22 protein-coding genes are annotated in these 21,126 nt (G+C 41.8%); 11 read left to right on the top strand and 11 right to left on the bottom strand.

Annotated elements, in window-relative coordinates; genetic code table 11:
- Positions 1-51: 51 nt before the first annotated feature.
- Both gshA and I6L31_RS10360 read left to right on the top strand, forming a co-directional pair.
- Positions 52-1,629 (top strand): glutamate--cysteine ligase, encoded by a 1,578-nt coding sequence (gene gshA / locus I6L31_RS10365; RefSeq protein ID WP_004985962.1) that lies wholly within the window; start codon positions 52-54, stop codon positions 1,627-1,629.
- Positions 1,630-1,646: 17 nt separating this feature from the next.
- Positions 1,647-2,168, top strand: coding sequence for a disulfide bond formation protein B (locus tag I6L31_RS10360; RefSeq protein WP_004985960.1), 522 nt, complete (start codon positions 1,647-1,649; stop codon positions 2,166-2,168).
- 91 nt (positions 2,169-2,259) lie between these two features.
- Here I6L31_RS10360 and I6L31_RS10355 read toward each other — a convergent pair whose 3' ends face one another.
- Positions 2,260-3,609, bottom strand: a complete 1,350-nt coding sequence (locus tag I6L31_RS10355; protein WP_004985957.1) for an alpha/beta fold hydrolase — start codon at positions 3,607-3,609, stop codon at positions 2,260-2,262.
- 220 nt (positions 3,610-3,829) lie between these two features.
- Between I6L31_RS10355 and I6L31_RS10350 the strand changes: the two genes are divergently transcribed.
- On the top strand, positions 3,830-4,417 hold the full coding sequence (locus I6L31_RS10350) for a YqiA/YcfP family alpha/beta fold hydrolase (protein WP_004985955.1): 588 nt from the start codon (positions 3,830-3,832) through the stop codon (positions 4,415-4,417).
- A gap of 14 nt (positions 4,418-4,431) precedes the next feature.
- Positions 4,432-6,312, top strand: coding sequence for a DNA topoisomerase IV subunit B (gene parE, locus I6L31_RS10345; RefSeq protein ID WP_005005552.1), 1,881 nt, complete (start codon positions 4,432-4,434; stop codon positions 6,310-6,312).
- A 65-nt stretch (positions 6,313-6,377) separates the two neighbouring features.
- Here parE and I6L31_RS10340 read toward each other — a convergent pair whose 3' ends face one another.
- From I6L31_RS10340 to alc, 4 genes are all read right to left on the bottom strand, one after another.
- Complete coding sequence (locus tag I6L31_RS10340) at positions 6,378-6,911, bottom strand: hypothetical protein (RefSeq protein ID WP_005005555.1); 534 nt, start codon at positions 6,909-6,911, stop codon at positions 6,378-6,380.
- Positions 6,912-7,130: 219 nt separating this feature from the next.
- Positions 7,131-7,868 (bottom strand): outer membrane protein assembly factor BamD, encoded by a 738-nt coding sequence (locus I6L31_RS10335; RefSeq protein ID WP_005005556.1) that lies wholly within the window; start codon positions 7,866-7,868, stop codon positions 7,131-7,133.
- A 110-nt stretch (positions 7,869-7,978) separates the two neighbouring features.
- Positions 7,979-8,482, bottom strand: coding sequence for an ureidoglycolate lyase (locus tag I6L31_RS10330; protein ID WP_005005560.1), 504 nt, complete (start codon positions 8,480-8,482; stop codon positions 7,979-7,981).
- Between the two features lie 12 nt (positions 8,483-8,494).
- Positions 8,495-9,499: an allantoicase gene (alc, locus tag I6L31_RS10325; protein WP_005005561.1), complete on the bottom strand. Its 1,005-nt coding sequence runs from the start codon at positions 9,497-9,499 to the stop codon at positions 8,495-8,497.
- Between the two features lie 210 nt (positions 9,500-9,709).
- Between alc and hpxO the strand changes: the two genes are divergently transcribed.
- On the top strand, positions 9,710-10,867 hold the full coding sequence (gene hpxO, locus I6L31_RS10320; protein ID WP_005005562.1) for an FAD-dependent urate hydroxylase HpxO: 1,158 nt from the start codon (positions 9,710-9,712) through the stop codon (positions 10,865-10,867).
- A gap of 227 nt (positions 10,868-11,094) precedes the next feature.
- Complete coding sequence (locus tag I6L31_RS10315; protein ID WP_004985931.1) at positions 11,095-11,619, top strand: DUF1877 family protein; 525 nt, start codon at positions 11,095-11,097, stop codon at positions 11,617-11,619.
- On the opposite strand, the gene I6L31_RS10310 is transcribed toward I6L31_RS10315, so the two are convergent.
- The 5 genes from I6L31_RS10310 to puuE all read right to left on the bottom strand — a co-directional run bounded on the left by I6L31_RS10310 (position 11,601) and on the right by puuE (position 15,222).
- On the bottom strand, positions 11,601-12,110 hold the full coding sequence (locus I6L31_RS10310) for a GNAT family N-acetyltransferase (protein ID WP_005005570.1): 510 nt from the start codon (positions 12,108-12,110) through the stop codon (positions 11,601-11,603). The two genes, I6L31_RS10315 and I6L31_RS10310, sit on opposite strands and share 19 nt — an antisense overlap.
- 126 nt (positions 12,111-12,236) lie before the next feature.
- Positions 12,237-12,962 carry an outer membrane protein OmpK gene (locus I6L31_RS10305; protein WP_004985927.1) on the bottom strand — a complete coding sequence of 242 codons (726 nt, stop codon included), beginning with the start codon at positions 12,960-12,962 and terminating at the stop codon, positions 12,237-12,239.
- Between the two features lie 329 nt (positions 12,963-13,291).
- Positions 13,292-13,615, bottom strand: a complete 324-nt coding sequence (uraH, locus tag I6L31_RS10300) for a hydroxyisourate hydrolase (RefSeq protein WP_004985925.1) — start codon at positions 13,613-13,615, stop codon at positions 13,292-13,294.
- On the bottom strand, positions 13,612-14,115 hold the full coding sequence (gene uraD / locus I6L31_RS10295) for a 2-oxo-4-hydroxy-4-carboxy-5-ureidoimidazoline decarboxylase (protein WP_228128628.1): 504 nt from the start codon (positions 14,113-14,115) through the stop codon (positions 13,612-13,614). Before uraD ends, uraH begins: the two co-directional genes overlap by 4 nt.
- A gap of 138 nt (positions 14,116-14,253) precedes the next feature.
- Positions 14,254-15,222: an allantoinase PuuE gene (puuE, locus tag I6L31_RS10290; RefSeq protein WP_005005575.1), complete on the bottom strand. Its 969-nt coding sequence runs from the start codon at positions 15,220-15,222 to the stop codon at positions 14,254-14,256.
- Positions 15,223-15,475: 253 nt separating this feature from the next.
- Here puuE and I6L31_RS10285 point away from each other — a divergent pair, with 253 nt between their 5' ends.
- From I6L31_RS10285 to I6L31_RS10265, 5 genes are all read left to right on the top strand, one after another.
- Positions 15,476-15,826 carry an HPF/RaiA family ribosome-associated protein gene (locus I6L31_RS10285; RefSeq protein WP_005005576.1) on the top strand — a complete coding sequence of 117 codons (351 nt, stop codon included), beginning with the start codon at positions 15,476-15,478 and terminating at the stop codon, positions 15,824-15,826.
- A gap of 148 nt (positions 15,827-15,974) precedes the next feature.
- Complete coding sequence (locus I6L31_RS10280; protein ID WP_004985915.1) at positions 15,975-16,511, top strand: ankyrin repeat domain-containing protein; 537 nt, start codon at positions 15,975-15,977, stop codon at positions 16,509-16,511.
- A 58-nt stretch (positions 16,512-16,569) separates the two neighbouring features.
- Entirely contained in the window at positions 16,570-17,337 is a 768-nt protein-coding gene (locus tag I6L31_RS10275) for a transporter (protein ID WP_005005578.1), read from the top strand.
- Positions 17,338-17,366: 29 nt separating this feature from the next.
- The gene (gene dsbD / locus I6L31_RS10270; protein WP_005005579.1) at positions 17,367-19,250 is read left to right on the top strand and encodes a protein-disulfide reductase DsbD; all 1,884 of its coding nucleotides are present in this window, start codon (positions 17,367-17,369) and stop codon (positions 19,248-19,250) included.
- Positions 19,250-19,942 carry a glutathione S-transferase family protein gene (locus I6L31_RS10265; protein WP_005005582.1) on the top strand — a complete coding sequence of 231 codons (693 nt, stop codon included), beginning with the start codon at positions 19,250-19,252 and terminating at the stop codon, positions 19,940-19,942. The genes dsbD and I6L31_RS10265 overlap by 1 nt, the downstream gene beginning before the upstream one ends.
- Before the next feature lie 3 nt (positions 19,943-19,945).
- Here the strand turns inward: I6L31_RS10265 and I6L31_RS10260 are convergent, their stop codons facing one another.
- Positions 19,946-21,118, bottom strand: a complete 1,173-nt coding sequence (locus I6L31_RS10260) for a GGDEF domain-containing protein (protein WP_005005585.1) — start codon at positions 21,116-21,118, stop codon at positions 19,946-19,948.
- Between the last annotated feature and the right edge of the window lie 8 nt (positions 21,119-21,126).

Below are 21,126 nucleotides of genomic sequence, written 5' to 3'. Positions count from 1 at the left end.
ACTAAAGTCATGATTTTTTTCATCGTTCTTTAAATCAGCGAGCAGGTGTACATGAGTCAACCCAAATCAGCTTCTCCAACTGTCGTGCCGACGTGGGTAGATTCTTCACTCTTACAAGGGATGTTGCGGGGAATTGAACGCGAAAGTCTGCGTATGCAGAGCAATGGCTTTTTATCGCAAAATCCGCATCCTCAAGCATTAGGTTCTGCTTTAACTCATCCGCGGATTACGACAGATTATTCTGAAGCTTTGATGGAGTTTATCACCCCGCCGAAAGACAGCATTCCTGCGGTTTTAGAAGATTTAAAAGATATTCATGCAGTGGTGCATCGTCATTTAAATCCCGGTGAAAAACTGTGGCCGCTGTCGATGCCCTGTATGCTGGATGATCAGGAAGAAAATATTCCTTTAGCCTATTATGGTACATCCAATATTGGGCGTTTTAAGACGCTGTATCGCCGTGGTCTGGGAGTCCGTTATGGTCGTCGGATGCAAACCATTTCAGGGGTTCATTATAATTTATCGTTTCCTGAGACGCTGTTTGCCGCACTACAGCAACACGAAACCGATCCTGCATTACAACAACTCAATGCGCAGGATTATCGTAGCCATCGCTATTTTGGTCTAATACGTAATTTTATTCGTTTAACGCCTTTGGTGATTTTTCTGGTCGGTGCCAGTCCATCGGTATGTCGTTGTTTTCTAACAGGGCGTGAGCATCATCTACAGCCTTTAGTTAAAGGCACCATGTATTTACCTGATGCCACCGCATTACGCATGGGACGTTTGGGGTATCAGAACTCGGCACAGAAACAACTGGGTATTCATTATAACGATATTCAGGCCTATCTCGAAGGTTTGCAAAAGGCAGTGAAAACGCCGTATCCACCCTTTACCCAGCTTGGTTTAAATGATGAACAGGGTGAACCGATTCAGATTAATGACCATGTCCTACAAATTGAAAATGAATACTACAGTCTGGTTCGCCCCAAACAAGTTCCCCAAAATGACGAAACGCCTTCACAGGCTTTGCAAAATCGTGGGGTCGGCTATGTGGAATTACGCGCAGTAGATGTCAATCCTTATAGTCCGATTGGTATTGATGAAACGACAGCAGGTTTTTTAGAAGCGTTGGCTTTATATTGCTTATTATCAGAAAGCCCTGAAATTCATGATGATGAACAGGATCTCATAGAACGCAATCAAAATACGGTTGTGAATGAAGGGCGTTCCACCGTCGCCAAAATCATGAGCCTAACAGGTGAGCAGTCGGTGCAAAGCTGGGTCATACAGCATCTTGAGCAGATACAAAAATGTGCAGAGCTACTGGATGAACTTTATCAGAGCAATTTGTACAGTGATGCTTTGAAGGTGATGCAACAACGTGCGCAACAGATTGAGCAGACACTTTCAGCTCAAGTAGTCGCGGATACGTTGGCACATGGGGGTACCTGGAGTTTTGGCAGTGTATTGGCACATGACTATGCCAAGATGTACGATCAATATGAATTAAGTGTTGAAAAAACCGCTTATTTTGAGCAGTTGGCTCAACAATCCTTGCAACAACAACATCAACTGGAACAAGAAAGCGTGATGAGTTTTGATGGCTATCTTGCCCAATTTCGATAAAAACAAGAGGTATATCCATGCAATGGCGTAATTATCGCTTTATCAATGGATTATTGGTACTGGCCAGTATTGTCGGCATGTCATTTGCACTTTATCTGGAACATGTAAAAGGTCTGGACCCTTGTCCATTATGTGTGTTTCAGCGTGTTGGGCTGATGGCGATGGGGATTTTCGCCTTGATTGCTTTTTTGCATAATCCTGCTTCAAATCTTATGAAGCGTATGTATGCTTTACTGGCAACCTTGTCGATTGGTTGGTCTGTCGGTGTAGCGGCACGTCATGTCTGGTTACAGACTTTGCCACCTGATCAAGTGCCAAGTTGTGGTCCTGGACTGAATTATTTAATTGATGCGCTGCCTCTCAAAACAGTATTGAACGAAGTGCTGACTGGTTCTGGTGAATGTGCCGCAATTGACTGGACTTTCTTGGGGCAATCGCTACCTGTCTGGTCGTTGGTTTTCTTTAGTGTGTTATTGCTGATCTGTCTATGGCAACTTTTCAGAACATATCCCGTTGCGAAAAAAGCTTACAAGAAATAATGTAAGAACCAAAAATAAAGCCAGCAATTGCTGGCTTTATTTATTTCAGAACTAGACAAGAGCATGATGACTTGACCGCGGACAAAATAAATCAAGTCTCCACAATCCCAGTAAGATCAGTAGGATCATAATTTTGCATGTTAATCATATGAGTTTGCACACCCAAACATGCATAGTCATCATGTTCAGGATAAAACCAGCGGGTAATTTGTTCAGAAACGCTGGAATGATACTGAATTTCAAAATGATTTAACCCATGAAAAACGGCTTTATGCGAATCTGGGAGTTTGAGTTGAAAACGTGGATTTGGATGCTCTCCTAAGGCACTTTTTACACTGACCAGATAATCGCCAATAATCGACAAGGCTTTGAGACTTTTTTTCTGATTTTCATGTTCAACCGTACCAGCAACAAAGAACGTACTGATATGTGAAGGTAGTGGAGCAGGTTTACGGTTATCATCCATTAGTCCAATTCGGGCTTCCAAATGTTCCCAGTCATCATCACGCACACTGCCATGACGTAAGTCCAAAATACCGTTGCTGCGGATATTGACCAAATGGCCAATCAATTTCACGAAAGGAAAACTGCCTAGTCGATCTTGTAGCGCGAATCCAAAACGCTCCAACACTGCTCCATGATGTGGCGAACCGATACAGACCAGATTGCCCACCATATGTGTCCACTGGTGCATATTTTGTTTGCCATAAAACAACGAACTACGTGATACCAATCCGCCCATGCTATGCCCAATCAAATCGATACTAGTAATGCGAGGATTACGGGTGATCAAATCTTCAAGTGTATTGGCCAAGCTGCGGCCATTGGCTGAAATTCGACGTCCAGTATTGTAGTTGAGATACAGCATAATATTGTGATCACGCTGCGCCAGTAAACGTTCTCCAATGCCACCAAAATTACGATTGGTCCAGTCCGTATGATTCATACATAATCCATGTACAAAAATCACCACACGACCTGCAATGTCGCCTTGTTGCAATGCACCATAATGGTCATATAACACCATAGGTAATGCCATTGGATTTTGATGTTTGAGCAGATAATCGCCTAACACCCCATTTAATGCACCGACCAAAAAGTGCAGGGTAGGAGTTAAGGGTTTGTCGTGTAGGGTTGGAAATTGTTCAATAATACGACGTAAACTCGGGGCAAGAAAATAACGACCATATTTTTGTAAGGTGTTATATGACCATTGCTGCAAACGTTCAATTCGTGGAATTTTTAAAAAACGACGGGATTGCTGGTCACTCATCCCAAAGGTCGTTTGTAATACTTCACGATGGATAATCTGAACAACATCGTGAACCCCCAATAAACTGGTACTCACCAGTTGTGCCAAACCCTCAAGCACATCGGCCTGACTCGGTGGCGTACGATCCCATTTACAATAGGTCTCGTGTAAAGGCGTTAAACTTGGCATATCCAAATCCTTGATTCATGCACGCACCTGTTACTTTATTTTTCATTTGCTTCAGGCGATAAAACGATTATATTCATCTTATTAGGTGTTGCATTCACAACTATTTAAAAATACTGATGAATGACCAGTTATTTTTATTTTTTTGTCTAACAATTTAGGCATAGGTACAAATTAAAACATAGTTGTGATGAATATCACATTATTAATGGTGCTTCTGCGCATGAATCTGGTCTATTTACATGGCTTTCAAAGTAGCCCTTTCTCGATCAAAGGGCAACAGCTTAAACACTATTGTCAAATTCACCATCCTGAAATTCAGGTACATTTACCTGATTTAAATTTACCGCCGTTGGTCGTGGTAGACGTGATTCAGCAGTTGATAGAGGAGTTGGATCAGGTGGTGTTAGTAGGTAGTAGCTTTGGTGGGTTTTATGCGACTCAGTTTGTCGCCAAATATGCTTTGCCTGCTGTATTGATCAATCCTGCTGTGCGACCATGGCAACTGTTTCGCGATTTATTTGGTATCAATCAGATTCCTTACTGGGTGGGTGATCGTTGGACACTCACCGAACAGCATTTGGATCAGCTTGAGCAGATGGCTGTACCCTATGCTGATCCTGCCGAGAAAATACTCGTGTTGCTTCAGCAGGGCGATGAAACTTTGGATTATCGTGAGGCACAGCGTTATTATAGTCAGCCATCACATCGCGCCTTGATTTTATCGGATGCGCATGGTAACCATGCAATGGATGATTTTGAACAAAAAATACCGTTGATTCTTGAATTTTTAACCTATTCGCTTAAATAAGGAAATCGTACAAGGTGTCACAATATACGGCTCAATCACTTGAAGTTTTATCGGGTTTAGATCCTGTACGTCGTCGTCCAGGCATGTACACCGATACGACACGTCCAAACCATCTTGCACAGGAAGTGATTGATAATGCCGTGGATGAGGCGCTGGCGGGACATGCCAATAAAATCTGTGTGACGGTTTATAAAGACGGCTCATTGTCAGTTGAAGACAATGGTCGCGGGATGCCAGTGGATATTCATCCTGAATATGGTCAAAGCGGCATTGAGATTATCCTAACCAAATTACATGCAGGTGGTAAATTCAGCACCGATAACTATCAGTTTTCGGGCGGCTTACATGGGGTCGGGATTTCGGTGGTGAATGCCTTGTCCAGTCGGGTTGAGGTTGAAGTTCAGCGTCAGGGCAATCTTTATAAGATGGCTTTTGAGCAGGGTGAACCTGTCGCACCGCTTGAGGTGCTTGAAGGAAAAGTCGCAAAACGAGCAACAGGCACTACCGTACATTTTTGGCCAGAAACCAAATATTTTGACAGTCCAAAATTTGCCTTAAAAGCACTTAAGCATAATCTAAAAGCCAAAGCAGTTTTGGCGGCTGGACTTAAAATTAGCTACATCGATCAAATCAATGATGAAAAAATCGAATGGCAATTTGAAAATGGTTTGGTCGACTATTTGATGGATGAATTGGAAGACCGTGAGATTGTCCCGATGCCTGCTTTTGTCAGTCAGGGTCAAGCCGAACGCGCCAGTTGTGAGTTTGCAATCTGCTGGAATGTCGAAGGTGGTGAGCAAATTCAGGAAAGTTATGTCAACCTGATTCCAACTGCGCAAGGCGGAACCCATGTTAATGGCTTGCGTTCTGGTGTCACCGAAGCACTGCGTGAGTTTTGTGAACTTCGCAATTTATTGCCGCGTAATTTAAAGCTGTCTGCCGAAGATGTCTGGGATGGTGTCAATTTCATTCTGTCGCTTAAATTTCAGGAACCGCAATTTTCAGGTCAAACCAAAGAACGACTTTCCAGCCGTGAAGCCTCAGGGATCGTGCTTAATATTGCCAAAGATGCGTTTGCTTTGTGGCTCAATCAAAACTCTGAAATTGCCATGCAACTGGCAGAAATGGCGATTTCTAAAGCGGGACGACGTTTAAAAGCCGCCAAAAAAGTTGAGCGTAAAAAGATTGTGTCGGGGCCAGCTTTGCCTGGAAAACTGGCTGATTGTGTTGGACAAACTCGTGAAGAATCTGAGCTATTTATTGTCGAGGGTGATTCTGCGGGGGGGAGTGCCAAACAGGCACGCGACAAGAACTTTCAGGCGATTATGCCGATTCGTGGGAAAATTCTAAACACCTGGGAAGTGTCTTCCGATGAAGTTTTAGCTTCGCAAGAGGTGCATGATATTGCCATTGCGATTGGTGTTGATCCGGGCAGTGATGATTTGTCGGAACTTCGCTATGGCAAAATTTGTATTCTAGCCGATGCTGATTCAGATGGTTTACATATTGCGACCTTGCTGTGTGCCCTGTTCGTCAAACATTTTCCTGCATTGGTCGAAGAAGGACATTTGTTTGTAGCGATGCCGCCACTATTTCGTATTGATGCAGGCAAAGATGTATTTTATGCACTGGATGAAGATGAACTCGAGGTAATTCTGTCTAAAGTTAAAACCAAAAATCCGCAAATTACCCGATTTAAAGGTTTGGGTGAAATGAATGCAGGGCAATTGCGTGAAACCACGATGGATCCGAATACACGCCGTTTGGTACAGCTTGATCTGGACGATACCCATTTGACCGCAGGTTTACTGGATAAACTTCTTGCCAAAAAACGTTCTGGCGACCGAAAACATTGGTTAGAGCAAAAAGGTAATTTGGCGGATATTCCTATCTAAGATTGAGTTTAAACACCACTTCTTAGAACCCCTATATGTGCTGCATGCAGGGGTTCTAAAGCTGGTTAAAGCAGTTGAGGCATCAGTTTTAACACTTTTTCAACTTTCAGTTTTTCCAGATGTGCGAGTCGTTGAAAACGATGATGAATCTGCTGAAGCTCATCTTTTAAAGCCTGTACTGCCTGTTTTAATGACGTAACAGGCACTTCAAAGCCAGTATGATCCTGACTGGCATCTGGTTTAAATTTGATCATATCTCCCTGATATTCACATAACACTTGAGGATGTCCAATCCAGAACTGTTTCAGATTACCTTGAGCCAGTTGCTCCCAAGCATGAATATCGTTTAAATCTGAGCAACAGCGCGGTAAAAGTATCGGTCGCTGTTGGGCATCAAGCAATACATAGCCACCGTTCAAAGAGGTATTTTTAAAAACGGTCTCTTTTAGAATTTTACTCAGATGAGCATCAGAAATATCTTGAATGGCATAGAACAAACAATCAGTTGCTAAAGGCTGAGACGAATTCTTCAATCCATCAGCTTGCAAACTTTGCTGACGATCATCCAAATCCAGCACTGGAATAAAGCATATATCCATCTCGTTATTCTCATTTTGAGTCATTGTTATAAATACCGCAGCTTCATATTTTGATTGTGTCAGCTACTTGAAAAAAGTATGCAACAAATACGCCTCACTGTCGCTCAGTTTCAGATGAATATTGTTGCTAGCATCGTATTTTTGCTGGCTCATTTATCTTTTTAAAGAGCCAAGCTCGTATTTCAGTGATTAAAAACGAGGTCACAATTTAAATGGCTTTTATTTTTCAACTTGATAATAAGTGCCGCCTGCATAAACATTGTGTCCAAAACCGCAGCCAGAATTATTGTCATTTTGCTCAACAATCATTTTTCGACCATATTGATCCTGACCGAATTTGAGATCAATCTTACAATCTTCATAACGATACTGAGCCTGATGAGCAGACAAAGGCATACGGGTTTCAAAAGAACCCATATTAGGGCCGTAAATCAAACCACGTAAACCAAAATAATAACCATCAAATGCAATGCGATAAGTCTTGGCGGTTTTTGAAACAGTGATGCTACTCCATTGTCCAAAGCCAGCCGATGTAACATATTCGCCTTCAATTGTATTGCTGACTTTTGGCAATGTGAGCTGTTTTAAATTGTATTGACTGACTTTGGAGTCTGGTGTCAGTAAAAACCATGCTCTGGCCCACAAGGGTTTGCCTAATTTGGCATAACTTAAACCGACATTATTTTGAGCAAGCGCGACATCGTGGTCATTAAACGTATTATTACTATCTTCCGCATTGAACTGGCAAAATTGTGTCCATGCGGCCTGATGTTCAAAATATTCAATAGCTTTGGCGTATTGCTTTTGGTCGTAGTATTTTTTACCCAAAAGCGCATCACTTTTGACTTTGGCGCAGCCTTGCTGTAATTCCTGTTCAAAACTGAGCTCGGCAAAGCTAAGCGGTGAAACCAAAAGGCCACAGGTTAAGCATGCAAAAAGAGAATATTTTATTTTCATTGTTGAGCAAGTGTCGTTTAAATATTTATTCTAAAATTCTTTGCTTATAAAGAAAACCACTGCTCTGTAAACCAGTACAAGGCAGTGGATAAGGATTTCATGCGAGAAGATTAAGCCTCAATCATCACAGCATAAGGGAAAGTATAAACATCACAATTAGGTCCTGAGCCAATCCGATCAATCACTGCAAAATCGCTCGGAGATTCAAGGGTTAGCAATGGATGATGCCAAGTTCCAGCACGATAATTGACACCTTGAGAACCATCGCTGATAAAAGCATGAATCTGATCAATATCGGGCTGCTGTGCATTTAAACTGGGCGCAACAACAATCAGAAATGCTTGTCCCTGCATCGGAATAAAAGCCTGAGAGCCGTGGGGATGGCGCTCTAACATCTGAATAGTCAATGGTAGCGTGGTGGTTTTAATATTGCGGAAAATACTAATCCCAGCCTTGGCTTCACCCTGAATTTCAGTTTCGACCAGACCATGATAACGTTCTGTATGGGCATCATTGATATGGAAAAATTCATGCCCTGTACAGCCAATCACTTCGCCGAAAGGGGCGAAGTTTTCATTGGTCAGCGACAAAATTTTAATCACAGTTTTTGACATATTGTTCTCGGCTTAAGCCCGTTTTCCCCAAAGACGAATACGACTAATTCCACCATCTGGAATCATATTGACACGGATATGAGAGATTTTTTCATGCGCTAAAATGTCATTGATATAGTCATGAATATGATCCATTTGCATATCCTGAGCATTGAGCAGGAATGGCCAGAACATACTTTGTGGAATCAGTTGCGGGTCGGTTGCATCTTCAATATAAACCGCTTGAATCGATACTTGCGCAGGATAGTTGCCCTTAAAGTGTGCGGTATCAATTTCAATTTTCTCAATTTTCCCTGCTTGTCCCAGTGCCAAAATACACCAGTCGAAGCCTGGCGCACGACGACGTTTGGTTTCCCAGCCATCACCCATATTGATGCCACGTCCGGGATTGATCAGGTTACGGGGATGACCAAAGTGTGCGTCACTATAGGCAATCACTCGTCCGCCATTTTGCAAAGCTAACAAATCAAGCGTTTCTGTGCTATTCGTGCTTTGAATTTGTACTTCACCATAGATGCGTAAACGTGCTACACCACCATCTGGAAAAATATTAATACGGATATGGGTAAACACGGTTTGGTTTTCAATATCAAAAATATGATGCTGACTCGGCCCCAAAATACTGTTGGCTAAAATGGGCTGCCATAGTGCATTTTGAGTGTCATCATTTGGTGCATAGCAGCCCTCTAATGAAGCAGAAGCAGGGTAGTTTCCTGTAAAGAACGTGGTATCGACATCTACTGCCTTGATTTTACCTGCAACGCCCAGTTTTATGATACACCAATCATAACCAGAATGACGTTTACGGCGGGTCTCCCATCCATCCATCCATTTGCCATGATCATCGAATTTATCTTCGACAAAAATAGGCGCTTCAAATTGCAACATGCGTTTTGCTTCTGCAAAAAATTCATCTGAACATTCAACAATTTGTGCGCCAATACGGCTATCTGCCAGATTGGTTAGGGAGTGCAGTTGATTTGGAAGTTCAAATGCGGGGGCGAGAAGCGTAGCCATAAGTGATATACCATTATTTGCAATGAGATGATAAAAGTTTAATTGAATACGGGTGCATTTTTACCTCAGAATGAGAAAAAGTGCATCATCATTGCACTTTGCTATGCAGGGTATATGCCAATTCCAATAATAGGCTGTATTTCCCTACACATGGCATGGTTTTAGCTATAACACGGATAATGTTGCAGGATACATAAGGGGGATTACACAATGAATATTGTTATTATCGGTGCAGGTATGGGCGGTTTGACGACTGGAATCGCATTGAAAAAATTTGGGCATCAGGTCACGATTTATGAACAAGCCGAGCAAATTCTTCCTGTCGGTGCTGCAATTTCATTGTGGTCAAATGGCGTAAAATGCCTGAACTATTTGGGGCTGGGTGAGCAAGTGGCCAAGCTTGGTGGGGTCATGGATCAACTGGCTTATGTCGATGGTTTGACTGGCGAAGTGATGACCCAGTTTAGCTTGCAGCCTTTGATTGATGAAGTTGGACAGCGTCCTTATCCCGTTTCTCGTGCCGAATTACAAAATATGCTGATGGATGAATTTGGTCGTGAAGACATTCATTTGGGCAAACGTATGGCCGCACTGGAGGATCAGGGCGAACAGGTCGTGATCCAGTTTGCCGATGGTTCAAATACCAGCGCGGACTTGTTAGTGGGTGCTGATGGAACGCATTCAATCACCCGTGCCTATGTGCTGGGTGATCAAGTGGAACGCCGTTATGCAGGTTATGTCAACTGGAATGGCTTGGTAGACATTTCTGAAGAATTGGCCCCTGCTGATCAATGGACCACATTTGTAGGGGAAGGCAAACGTGCCTCGTTAATGCCTGTAGCAAACAATCGTTTTTATTTCTTTTTAGATGTGCCATTAGACGCGGGGCTTGAAAATAATAAAGCCCAATATCAAGAAACTTTAAAGGGCTATTTCACAGGCTGGTGCGCACCTGTTCAACAGTTGATTGAACGTCTGGATCCGCAAAAAACCAATCGCGTTGAGATTTGTGATATCGAACCGTTTACCCAGTACCATAAAGGGCGTGTGGTCATTGTTGGTGATGCCGCGCATAGCACCACGCCTGATATTGGTCAGGGGGGGTGTCAGGCGATGGAAGATGCGATTTATCTGGCGCGTTCGCTCCAGATCAATACATTGGGGGTAAGTGATGCATTACGCCGTTATCAGGACAAACGGAATGAACGTGCCAATGAGCTAGTTTTACGTGCACGTAAGCGTTGTGATGTAACCCATATGAAAGATGAACAGGTGACATTGTCTTGGTATGAAGAACTGCGTCAGGAACAAGGTCCACATATCATGCGCGGTATTATTAATAATATCGTAGGTAATCCGCTGGATTAATGCGCTGTGCTTCGACTTCTTTCATCCTTGTCTATTTCTCTTCGATACGGAGAAATAAAAGGGGCTGATGAAAGAAGTCTCTTGAAGATTCATTTTAAAATAAATTTTAAAGACAGCCTCGGCTGTCTTTTTTACATTTGGTAATTATCGTATGACAAATCGTTAAGCACTTCGTATTTTAGTCACGTTAAGCTAAAGACAAATAACGATGATATGAGTACATAATAATGAATGCGATCTTGCTTGCAATAGAACCCAATGATCTCGAAATTTTAATGATTGAAGCTGAAAGCTTAGATGAGATTTATCATGCGACCTCGATTCGTTCAAAATTGAATCTGGGCGAAACATGGCAGGCACTACATGCGCTCTTAACCAAAGATCTAGACCAACAACATGCGCTTCAATTTGCGATAGAAGCCGAATATGCTTTTTCTCATCCTTCTTTGAGTGTGGCTCATGTACGATACAATCCTGTGATTGAAGTTGATGAGATTGCCAAAGCATTAGAGCAGATTTCGATGGATGATTTTAAACATCGTTATGATCCAGCGTGGTTAAACCAACACAAGCTTTTCCCGTTTCAATGGGGCAAAGATGTCGATAAAGAGCAGCGTGAACTACTGATGTTATTTGGCCAGCTTAAAAATTTTTATGAGCTGGCAAAGCAACATAATCATGCGGTGATCAGCTTGCAAAGTAAGCAAATTATGTCAGATGTATATTATATGACTCAGGCTTCATCTAACTGACGTTGCATCAACACCAGATCACGCCATTGTCCAAATTTTTGTCCAACCTGCGGCAGATAGCCCGTTTGGACAAAACCTAAATGTTGATGCAGCACCAGAGATGCCGTATTTTCACTATCAATGGCTCCGATCATGATGTGAAAACCCTGTGCTGTTGCAAGTTCAATCAGCTTGTGCATTAAGGTTTTCCCAAGTCCGCGGCGTTTGTAGTCAGGTGAAATAAAGACCGAGTGTTCAATGGTGTGTTTATAGCCGCTGATCGTGCGAAACGCTGCATAATAAGCATACCCTGCGACACGCTGTTGCACAGGATCATAGGCAATCCACATCGGGTACTGGTCCTGTTGTAATTGTTCAAACCAGTGCGTATAGGTTTCAAGCGATTTAGCTTGATCGTTCCAATTGGCAACACCTGTCATAATTTCGTGATTATAAATCGCAAGAATCTGTTCTAAATCATCTTGGGTGGCGGGGCGCAACTGAAAATCCATATTGATAACCTACTATAAAATCATCAAAATTATACGTCGAAAACCAGCGATAATGCTTACTTCAGATATGAAAAAAGCAAGTCCGAAGACTTGCTTTATAAACGCTGAATATCGATCAGCCAGTTTTTAAAAATGATATTTAATCAGGGCGCTGACATTGTGTTCATCACGACCTTTCATACCAAACTTGTTGTTCCAGACCGAATGCTCAACACCAAGATATAAGCGGGTATCTGGTGAAATATGTTTACCCAGATTCCATTTATATTGTGTGGTCCAGTTCAGTTCGCTAGCGTGATCACCTTCTGCGGTTGACCAGTCCAGAAAACCATCGACTAAAAATTCTTCTGATGAAACTTTAAATGGCAATGCATAGGCTGCGGTCATTTGGTAGTCATCATCCGTATTTTCGTTATTTGCACGATAAAAGTTCAAATTGAAATACTGAAAATACGGGACATTTAAATCGACTGCAAAACCGTAAAGGAAGTTATCGAAACTACTAAAGTCGTCGTTATTGCTTTCCCAAGTGGTTGAAATCAAGACATCCTTAATCGGACCATAAGACAATGATTGCCCTGAGATTTCGCTCAAACTAAAGCGTGGTGAAAGCTCGAAATACGTGACTTTATGATCATCACCGCCGCGCATGCGATCCATGAAAAAGAAAACATCCGCATATTTTACTTTAGCGGCGTATTCTAAAGTGACCGTTGTTTCTTCTTTATCCACAACTTCGTAATTTTCACCATATAAACCCGTGATACTAAAATCTTGCCAGACTGGTTTCGCTTGAACCATGCTGGTAACGGATAAAAGTGTGGCTGCAAGTACCCCAAATTGAAATTTCATCGCAAATATCTCCCCAGATAAAAAGCGAGTAAAGCATACAGGCTCTTTGCTAAAAATAAAGTCAAATTTGATCAAAGGTTAAAAATTACTTAATTATTTGTTATAAATTGGGGGAAAATAGACTTCTTTCATCATGGTTTAAACCCTCTTTTTTTCCATAGGGAGAAAAGGAATTGATCAAAGAAGTCTCGAAGTCTAAGAGTAGTAGCGCTGTGTGAAAGATTTAAATTGGATTGATTTCATTTTATGCAGATAACCATCGATCTGATCAATCCGATCAAGCTTGAGTTGAAAGAATTTTAAAAAGACTCTCTCAACTCAAAATAGCGTTAACTGCCACGATAGGTTGAATAGGCAAATGGACTAATCAACAAAGGCACATGATAGTGCTCATCTGCATTTTCAATAAAAAATTGAATAGTGACCTGTGGGAAAAAGGTTTTTAAATCGTGTTTGGCAAAATAAGGTGCAATATCGTATTCGAGTAAATAGGCGCCACTTTGTAACTCTTCCAAGCCGAAATCTTTTAGGCGACCATCATCATTGGTATATCCATTGCCTAATAAATTACGGGTTTTGGCATCATACAGACGGACTTCGACCTGAGGGGCGGGTTTGCCTAAATGTGTATCTAAAATATGGGTACTAATCATGCTTGTATTCCTTGACTCAAGCGTAATAATGCGATGGCAGCCAGTTGTTCATGAACAATTTTTTTCTCAGTTTCCAGATCATGCTGTAAACGTTGCTGTAATGCACAGAGAATTTGCTCACTGCTCAGTCCTGCCGCTTTAATCAAAAAGATAAAGCCAAATTTTTGTTCGTAAGCAACATTGCCTTCGAAAAGTGCGCGTTGGGTGTATTCATCTTGTTTGACCCCAGACTGTTCACGATCCGAAAAATTTGCTTCCTGTTCCGTCAATTCAACTTTGGCTTTTTTTTCACCAATACGTGGATGGGTTGCCAATGCGGTTACAATTTCAGTCCATGTCCAGTTTTGACTTTGTTGCGCAGCAAGATCCATAAGGTTTTGCGCAGAGGCATATGGCCGTTGCTGGCTCAAAGTGTCGATCCAAGAAGGAATATGTACACATGCACTCAATAAGGGCGTTACTTGATGGGCTGAGGCATGGTTAAATTCGGAAAAATGCACCATATTCATCCAGTATTTAAAGCAAAAGATAAAACAAATCGAGCAATTACAATGCCAGAGAAATAGATATCTACAAAATCAAATAATGTAGATATCTATTCATTTATTTTAACTTTCAACAAGTGAAAATTTAAAAAACTAGCCTGCATATGGGTGATGTTGATACCAGTGTTGGGCAACATCATTACGACGACAAATCCAGACTTTATCGTGTGATTGTATGTAATCTAAAAAGCGTTGCAAAGCCTTAAAACGACCTGGGCGCCCTAAAAGACGGCAATGCATACCGATGGAGATCATTTTTGGTGCACTTTCACCTTCGGCATAAAGTACATCAAATGCGTCTTTTAAGTATTGATAAAATTGTTCCCCGCTATTAAAACCGCCCGGAGAGCAAAATTTCATATCATTGGATTCAAGGGTGTAAGGAATAATCAAATGAGGACGTGTTTCACCATCGATATTGGTGAGCGTTGTCCAAAAGGGTAAATCATCGCCATAGTAGTCGCAGTCGTATTTAATTTGTGGAAACTCGGCTAAAAGTTGACGAGTATTCGGGCTATCGCGTCCGGTGTACCAACCGATTGGAGTTTCTCCAAACAAGGCTTCAAGTACTGAAATCGCCTGATCCATATACATGCGCTCTGTTTCAATATCCATATCCTGATAATGAATCCAGCGCTGACCATGAGACACTACATCATAATTGGCAGATTTAATGGCATCCACAATGTAGGGATTACGAGCTAATGCCATTCCTACACCGAAAATCGTCATGGGTAAGCCACGACGTTGGAACTCATTATGAATACGCCAAAAGCCTGCACGTGAGCCATACTCATACATCGAATCCATTGACATATGTTTGGCAGGAAAACTGGCTGCGCCAATAATATCTGATAAAAATTGTTCTGAACCCAAGTCACCATGTTCGATGTGATTTTCGCCGCCTTCTTCATAATTTAATACAAACTGCACAGCAACACGTGCTTGATTGGGCCACTCGACCTGCGGCGGCTGACCGTGATAACCAATCAAATCGCGTGAATATGGTGCACTTTGGATTTGATCGATCAGATCTTGGCCGCGTAAATATGAAGAACTCACAATGATGCATCCTTTTTGATCAAAATGTCATGAAAAGTTAAAAAATCAGCTTGCATATTTCTGAGTATAGACAGATATTGAAGATAGAGAAGATCTTCATTCACTCAAAATACTTATAAAGCGTAAAAGGAGATAACAACCAATTACATAACTGAGATGTACAACAACACTGAATTACAGCATGCTCAAAGTATGCCAATTAAGTTTTGCATAGATTGTTATATAGAAATACTGATACAAAGAGGATGGAATCATGAATATTGAAATCCGCACAGATAAAAACATCCATAATAGTGAACGTTTAATTGAATATGTTCGTGCAGAACTTGCAAATGCCTTTCAGCGCCATGCTGAACGCATCACTCACTTCTCGGTTCATTTGAGTGATGAAAACGGGGAAAAAAAGAATGGTGAAGATGATATTCGGTGTATGATCGAAGTACGTCCAGCAGGATTAAAACCCATTGCAGTCAACCATAAAGCGGGCAATATCGATTTGGCCATTCATGGTGCGATTGAAAAACTGAAACGTAGTTTGGAACACACCTTCGAAAAACAAGAACCATCGCGTGGTAGTCGTGTCGAATTTGCCGATGAAGAATAAGTACTAAAACAAGCCCTTCGGGGCTTTTTTTATGAGTAGCGATCTACTCATCTGAAAAATGAGATGAATTTACCTCAAAATAACATCAATTTGCGTTCGATTTTCGGCATAATAGTAGCCAAATCCCTTTCAAGTGGTGAGATCCTCCATGCTAACAGCCCAACAACAAGCCTTCGTTCAGGCCATTGAAGAGTTAGACCTTGAACAGGTACAGCGCCTGTTAGCATCAGGTCTCGATCCAAATTTTATTGACCCTGAAAAAGGCCCACCGATTTCAGTGTTTAGTGATGGTCTATTCAAATGGTGGGAAATGGTCTGTGAAGCCTATGAAGCTAATCAACCATTAAGCGAAGAAGAAAAACAACAAGCCTTAAAAGTGCACTTGGATATTTTGGATGAGTTAATTAAAGCCAAAGCCAATTTACACCTATGGGATTCGGAAGAACTGTATGGGCCACTTTGGGATGCCGCAAGCTCTGCCTGTGTGCCTGTGGTGCAGCGCTTACTCGATGCGAAAGTTGATCCAAATACTCGCGATGATGAAGGGCTTACCATTTTATCTTCGGTGAGTGATTTATTTTTTGATTGTGAGTTTGATCAAATAAATTGGGCAGAAGCATTGCCAGAAGAGAAACAGACACTTGAGCTACTGCGCAGTCGCGGTGCAAAAATGTCTAAAGAATAAATCTGATCTTGTAAAAAATCAGATAAATTAAAAAATGAACTGAATTTTGAGTGTACCCATGAACATGTTTAAAACACTAACTTTTATTTTGGCTGCGGGGGCAACTGTACCTACATTTGCTGCTGATTTTTCCTTTGATCGTCCTGGTTCAGGTTTTGGTACAGGGATTACCCCTGTGGGTCACTTAGCGTGGGAACAAGGTTTACCGACGGCGACTTATAACGAAACTACGGTGGATGGTGTCAAAGAAAAAACCGTCACTTTGAATGAAGATGTGTTATTACGCACAGGTCTAACCAAAGATTTAGAATTACAGTTAGGTTGGCAAGGACCAGCATGGTATCAGACCAAGCGCGATGGTAAAAAAGTCCATGACAATGGCTTGGGTGATATCAGTATAGGTTTGAAAAAAGCCATCGATCTGGATGATGATCGTCTTTCAATGGCAATTTTGGCACAAGCGCTGATTGCAACAGGCAATGATGAATTTACAGAACATGATGATATTTATAGTTTAAGTTCTGCTGTGGCTTATCAATACAGCGATTTGCTACAAACCTCGATTACCATGAAATACGAAGTGCAAAATAGCGACTGGGCAGTGACTGCGATTCCAACCATTGGTTATAAGATTACTGGAAAATGGTCAGGCTATTCTGAATTTGTCTATCGCAAAGCAGAAAGTCAGGACTATGAATATGGTCTGGGAACAGGGGTGATTTATGCCATCAATGACCGTGCACAGCTAGATGCCAGTGTCGGTGTTGGTTTAAATGGAGATGATAAAAACTACAAGGGTGGTTTTGGTTTCTCTTACCTATTCTAAGTGATTGAGTCTAAGTTGTTGAGGAAATAATGACGCATTTTCAAAGTCGCAGTGGCTTTTTTTACTTTTTAATCCTGTCACTTTGTTTTGTTGCGACACAGCTTTATGCCAAAAATGAGGCATTGTTGAGCCCTGAAGATGCGTTTTCTTTTTCTGTTGAATCACTTGATCAAAAGACTGCTGTTCTGCATTGGTCGATTCAGCCACATTATTATTTATATCAGCATAAATTTGAGGTCAAACAGGGCAACCATCGTTTGCCCTTAGATTTGCCGAAAGCTGTAGAGCAATTTGATGATAACTTTGGTCAGAGTCAGGTTTATTATCAACAGGTTCAATTTCAGATTAAAACTCAGCCCTCGCAAACTTATCAGGTGACGTGGCAAGGCTGTGCCAAAGACCGAATTTGTTATCCTCCACAAAGCATTGAATTTCAGACGGATTTGGATGGTCTGGTTAATATCCAAAATACAGGGCAGAGCAAAAAAACCTTTTTGGATGTCGCCAAAGCATCCAGTCTTGATCAAGCAAAGGACATCAATCCATCAGCAAACTCAAGTTCACAGCTTGATTCTGTTGCTGAACCTGCTCAAGCCTCACAACTTAATACGGCTCCTAACAATCTTGCTCAACCAAATCGAGATACTCAAGTTGCTCAGGATCAATTCTGGAGCTCGAAGCTTGAACAACATTCATTAGGCTATGGTATTTTGCTATTTTTAGGTTTGGGTATGTTGTTGGCTTTTACGCCGTGTTCATTGCCGATGTTACCTATTTTAACCTCACTCATCGTCAGAGACAGTAAAGGTCTACGCGCGTGGATGGTGGCACTGACTTTTGTCTGTAGTATGGCAATGGTATATGCGATCTTGGGTTTAATTGCATCATCGGCAGGACTAAATTTTCAACGCTGGTTACAGCAGCCTGCGACTTTAATTGCCTTTAGTTTGCTGTTTGTGCTGTTTGCTTTAAATCTATTTGGTTTATTTGAGATCAAACTTCCACAACGTGTCATGAATCATTTGGATCGAATTCAATCGGTTCAGCGTGGTGGAACGCTGCTCGGTGCTGCGGTCATGGGGATGGTTTCTGCGCTATTGGTCGGGCCGTGTATGACCGCGCCGCTAGCAGGCACTTTGTTGTTTATTTCACAAACGCAAGATCAGTGGCAAGGGGCATTGCTGTTATTCTGTCTCGGCTTTGGGATGGGTATTCCTTTGCTGTTGGCGACGATTTTAGGGGCAAAAGTGCTACCCAAAGCAGGGCAATGGATGCATCAGATCAAGGTGATTTTTGCCTTTATCATGCTTGGCCTGAGTTTGTATTTTATACGGCCTTTATTGCCAGCTATCGTGGTACAAATTTTAAGTTTGCTTTTAGGGCTAAGTTTTATCGGTTATGCAGGCTATCGTCTGATCAAACATCATGATCGGTTACGTTGGCTGTATCTTGTGTTATTAATACTTGCCATTCCTGTGGTGCTATTCGATCAGTACCAGCATTTTCAACGTTATCAGCTTGATCAGCAACAAGGCGAAAATACTTGGCATGTTGCACATACGGCAACTGAGTTTCAGCAATTATTGGATCATGCACCGCATGATCGGATTGTGATCATTGATGTATATGCAGACTGGTGTGTGGCTTGCCAACCGATTGAACATCGCATATTAAAAGATCTAGAAGTCCAAACTGCTTTACAACCGTATTATCTGATTAAACTGGATTTAAGCCAGTATGATCATTCTCATCAAGCTTTGCTGAATCAATGGCAGATTTTAGGGCCACCAACTTATCTGTTTTTAAATCCGCAACGACAGGAATTACGCCGTTTACGTTTGACGGGTGCCTTTAGTAAAACGGAGTTGCTCGATCATCTACAGGCTTTAAACAATTTAAGGAGTCAACCTTGATGGAACTTTATATTGGCAATAAAAACTATTCATCTTGGTCGATGCGTCCTTGGCTGGTCATGAAACATTTTGATTTGCCTATGGATGAACATTTGGTAGCATTTGATGATTTTGCCGCAGATGGGCAGTTTAAAAAAACCATGTCCGTCATGAGTCCGACCGCTAAAGTGCCAACCTTGATCGATCAGGAAATCGTGGTATGGGATTCTTTGGCGATTTGTGAATATCTGGCAGAGAGTTTTGCTGAAAAACATTTGTGGCCGATTGATAAAACCCAACGTGCCCGCGCACGTAGCATCAGTGCAGAGATGCACAGTAGTTTTACCACGTTAAGACAATATTGCAGCATGAATATTGAAGCTGATCTACGCTTTATTGGCACTAAACTCTGGAAAGATCTACCTACATTACGTGCTGAGGTTGCGCGTATAGAGGAAATATGGGCAGAGCGACCTGAAATAAATGGTTTTTTATGTGGCGAGTTTAGCATTGCAGATGCCTTTTATGCGCCTGTGGTCATGCGTTTACTCAGTTATGGTTTACCAATTTCAGCGCAAAGCCAGCAATATATGCAGAATATATTGGCAAATTCTGCGGTCAATGCATGGGTTGTGCAGGCTCAGGCAGAACGTCAATTTGTACAAAATCAGGAACCATATCGCCAACATGGCGAACAATTTATCAAGGGCTAATGTTTAGCTGATCTGTTGGGGTAAATCAAAAAAGCATTGTACCTGATTACGCCCTGTCGCTTTGACTGCATATAACGCCTGATCTGCTTGTTTTAAAATCTCTTTTGGGTTGGCGTTGAACTGAGACATGGCGATGCCGAAGCTTGCACTGATACGAATTTCGCTTTGGTCTTTCAGGCGAATCGATAATTTTTGAATCGCGACTCGGCAACGTTCTGCAACACTTTGTACTTGTGCTAAAGGCGTATTGGGCAGCAATAAAATGAATTCCTCTCCGCCGAAGCGTCCAATATAATCCTGATGCCGTAAATGACTCGATAGACAATTGGCAACTTTGACCAATACCTCGTCGCCGATATGATGACCGTGACGGTCATTCACCTGTTTAAAATGATCAAGATCGAGCAGAATAACAGCATAGCAGGATTTCGAGTCGAGTAAGTTCTGATGCAATGTTTGCAGGCAAAGATTGATACTGCGCCGATTGAGTACACAGGTTAACGGATCAATTTGGCTGAGACGTTCAATATACTCTTCACGATTACGCCATTGGGTGAGTAAAATTTCAAATAACAACAAACATGTCAGAAACACTGGAGCACTAAAAAATAACATGGTATTGACCCAGAAAGGCTGGATAAATATAGTCTCTCCAGAAGACACGACATGGAAAAGTGGCGCATAGGGGATCAAACCCTGACTCGATAAATAGGTACAGCCGAACAACATAATACTTGCAGGAATCATTGCCACATAAATTAGACGGCGCTGAAAAAGAACCAAACCTACCCCAACAATACTCACATAACCAATCATGGTTGCAGGGCTGAGTGTTCCGACTAAATAACTCGCATGGCACAAGCTTAAGGTAAACAGACCAATACTTAACCATGGGATGAACCGTTTCACCCAATTCCGATCACGGTAATAAAGGGTGGGAAAAAGCAGAAGTACAAACAGAGCCAATCCAATCACATCAACCCAAAAGCTGATGTTGAACAATGACATGTTGATCATGAACCAGTATTGGGGCTGCAACAGAATATAAATTTTCCAGATAATCCAGGTGAGGTGCATGCCACATGCCAAGATTAAAATCAGGCTACATTTTTGCACAGTCGACCAGTTCATGACGACATTATCTTCAAAAACAGCTTTGATCAGTCGTTGTTTCATTTGCATAT

Origin of the sequence: Acinetobacter septicus, from assembly GCF_019355975.1 — a bacterium.
In the GTDB taxonomy this organism is placed as follows: Bacteria; Pseudomonadota; Gammaproteobacteria; order Pseudomonadales; family Moraxellaceae; genus Acinetobacter; species Acinetobacter ursingii.
Note: the sequence above shows the minus strand (reverse complement) of the source record. Positions and strands in the feature narration are given on the sequence as shown.

Excerpts from the sequence above, each read along its gene's own strand:
- I6L31_RS10260 (WP_005005585.1), bottom strand. The coding sequence starts at position 21,118 with ATGAAACAACGACTGATCAAAGCTGTTTTTGAAGATAATGTCGTCATG.
- uraH (WP_004985925.1), bottom strand. The coding sequence starts at position 13,615 with ATGATTAGTACCCATATTTTAGATACACATTTAGGCAAACCCGCCCCT.
- I6L31_RS10305 (WP_004985927.1), bottom strand. The coding sequence starts at position 12,962 with ATGAAATTTCAATTTGGGGTACTTGCAGCCACACTTTTATCCGTTACC.
- I6L31_RS10355 (WP_004985957.1), bottom strand. The coding sequence starts at position 3,609 with ATGCCAAGTTTAACGCCTTTACACGAGACCTATTGTAAATGGGATCGT.
- I6L31_RS10315 (WP_004985931.1), top strand. The coding sequence starts at position 11,095 with ATGAATGCGATCTTGCTTGCAATAGAACCCAATGATCTCGAAATTTTA.
- I6L31_RS10310 (WP_005005570.1), bottom strand. The coding sequence starts at position 12,110 with ATGGATTTTCAGTTGCGCCCCGCCACCCAAGATGATTTAGAACAGATT.
- I6L31_RS10350 (WP_004985955.1), top strand. The coding sequence starts at position 3,830 with ATGAATCTGGTCTATTTACATGGCTTTCAAAGTAGCCCTTTCTCGATC.
- I6L31_RS10340 (WP_005005555.1), bottom strand. The coding sequence starts at position 6,911 with ATGGATATATGCTTTATTCCAGTGCTGGATTTGGATGATCGTCAGCAA.
- I6L31_RS10275 (WP_005005578.1), top strand. The coding sequence starts at position 16,570 with ATGAACATGTTTAAAACACTAACTTTTATTTTGGCTGCGGGGGCAACT.
- I6L31_RS10265 (WP_005005582.1), top strand. The coding sequence starts at position 19,250 with ATGGAACTTTATATTGGCAATAAAAACTATTCATCTTGGTCGATGCGT.
- I6L31_RS10280 (WP_004985915.1), top strand. The coding sequence starts at position 15,975 with ATGCTAACAGCCCAACAACAAGCCTTCGTTCAGGCCATTGAAGAGTTA.
- dsbD (WP_005005579.1), top strand. The coding sequence starts at position 17,367 with ATGACGCATTTTCAAAGTCGCAGTGGCTTTTTTTACTTTTTAATCCTG.
- I6L31_RS10285 (WP_005005576.1), top strand. The coding sequence starts at position 15,476 with ATGAATATTGAAATCCGCACAGATAAAAACATCCATAATAGTGAACGT.
- gshA (WP_004985962.1), top strand. The coding sequence starts at position 52 with ATGAGTCAACCCAAATCAGCTTCTCCAACTGTCGTGCCGACGTGGGTA.
- alc (WP_005005561.1), bottom strand. The coding sequence starts at position 9,499 with ATGGCTACGCTTCTCGCCCCCGCATTTGAACTTCCAAATCAACTGCAC.
- I6L31_RS10330 (WP_005005560.1), bottom strand. The coding sequence starts at position 8,482 with ATGTCAAAAACTGTGATTAAAATTTTGTCGCTGACCAATGAAAACTTC.
- I6L31_RS10360 (WP_004985960.1), top strand. The coding sequence starts at position 1,647 with ATGCAATGGCGTAATTATCGCTTTATCAATGGATTATTGGTACTGGCC.
- I6L31_RS10335 (WP_005005556.1), bottom strand. The coding sequence starts at position 7,868 with ATGAAAATAAAATATTCTCTTTTTGCATGCTTAACCTGTGGCCTTTTG.
- hpxO (WP_005005562.1), top strand. The coding sequence starts at position 9,710 with ATGAATATTGTTATTATCGGTGCAGGTATGGGCGGTTTGACGACTGGA.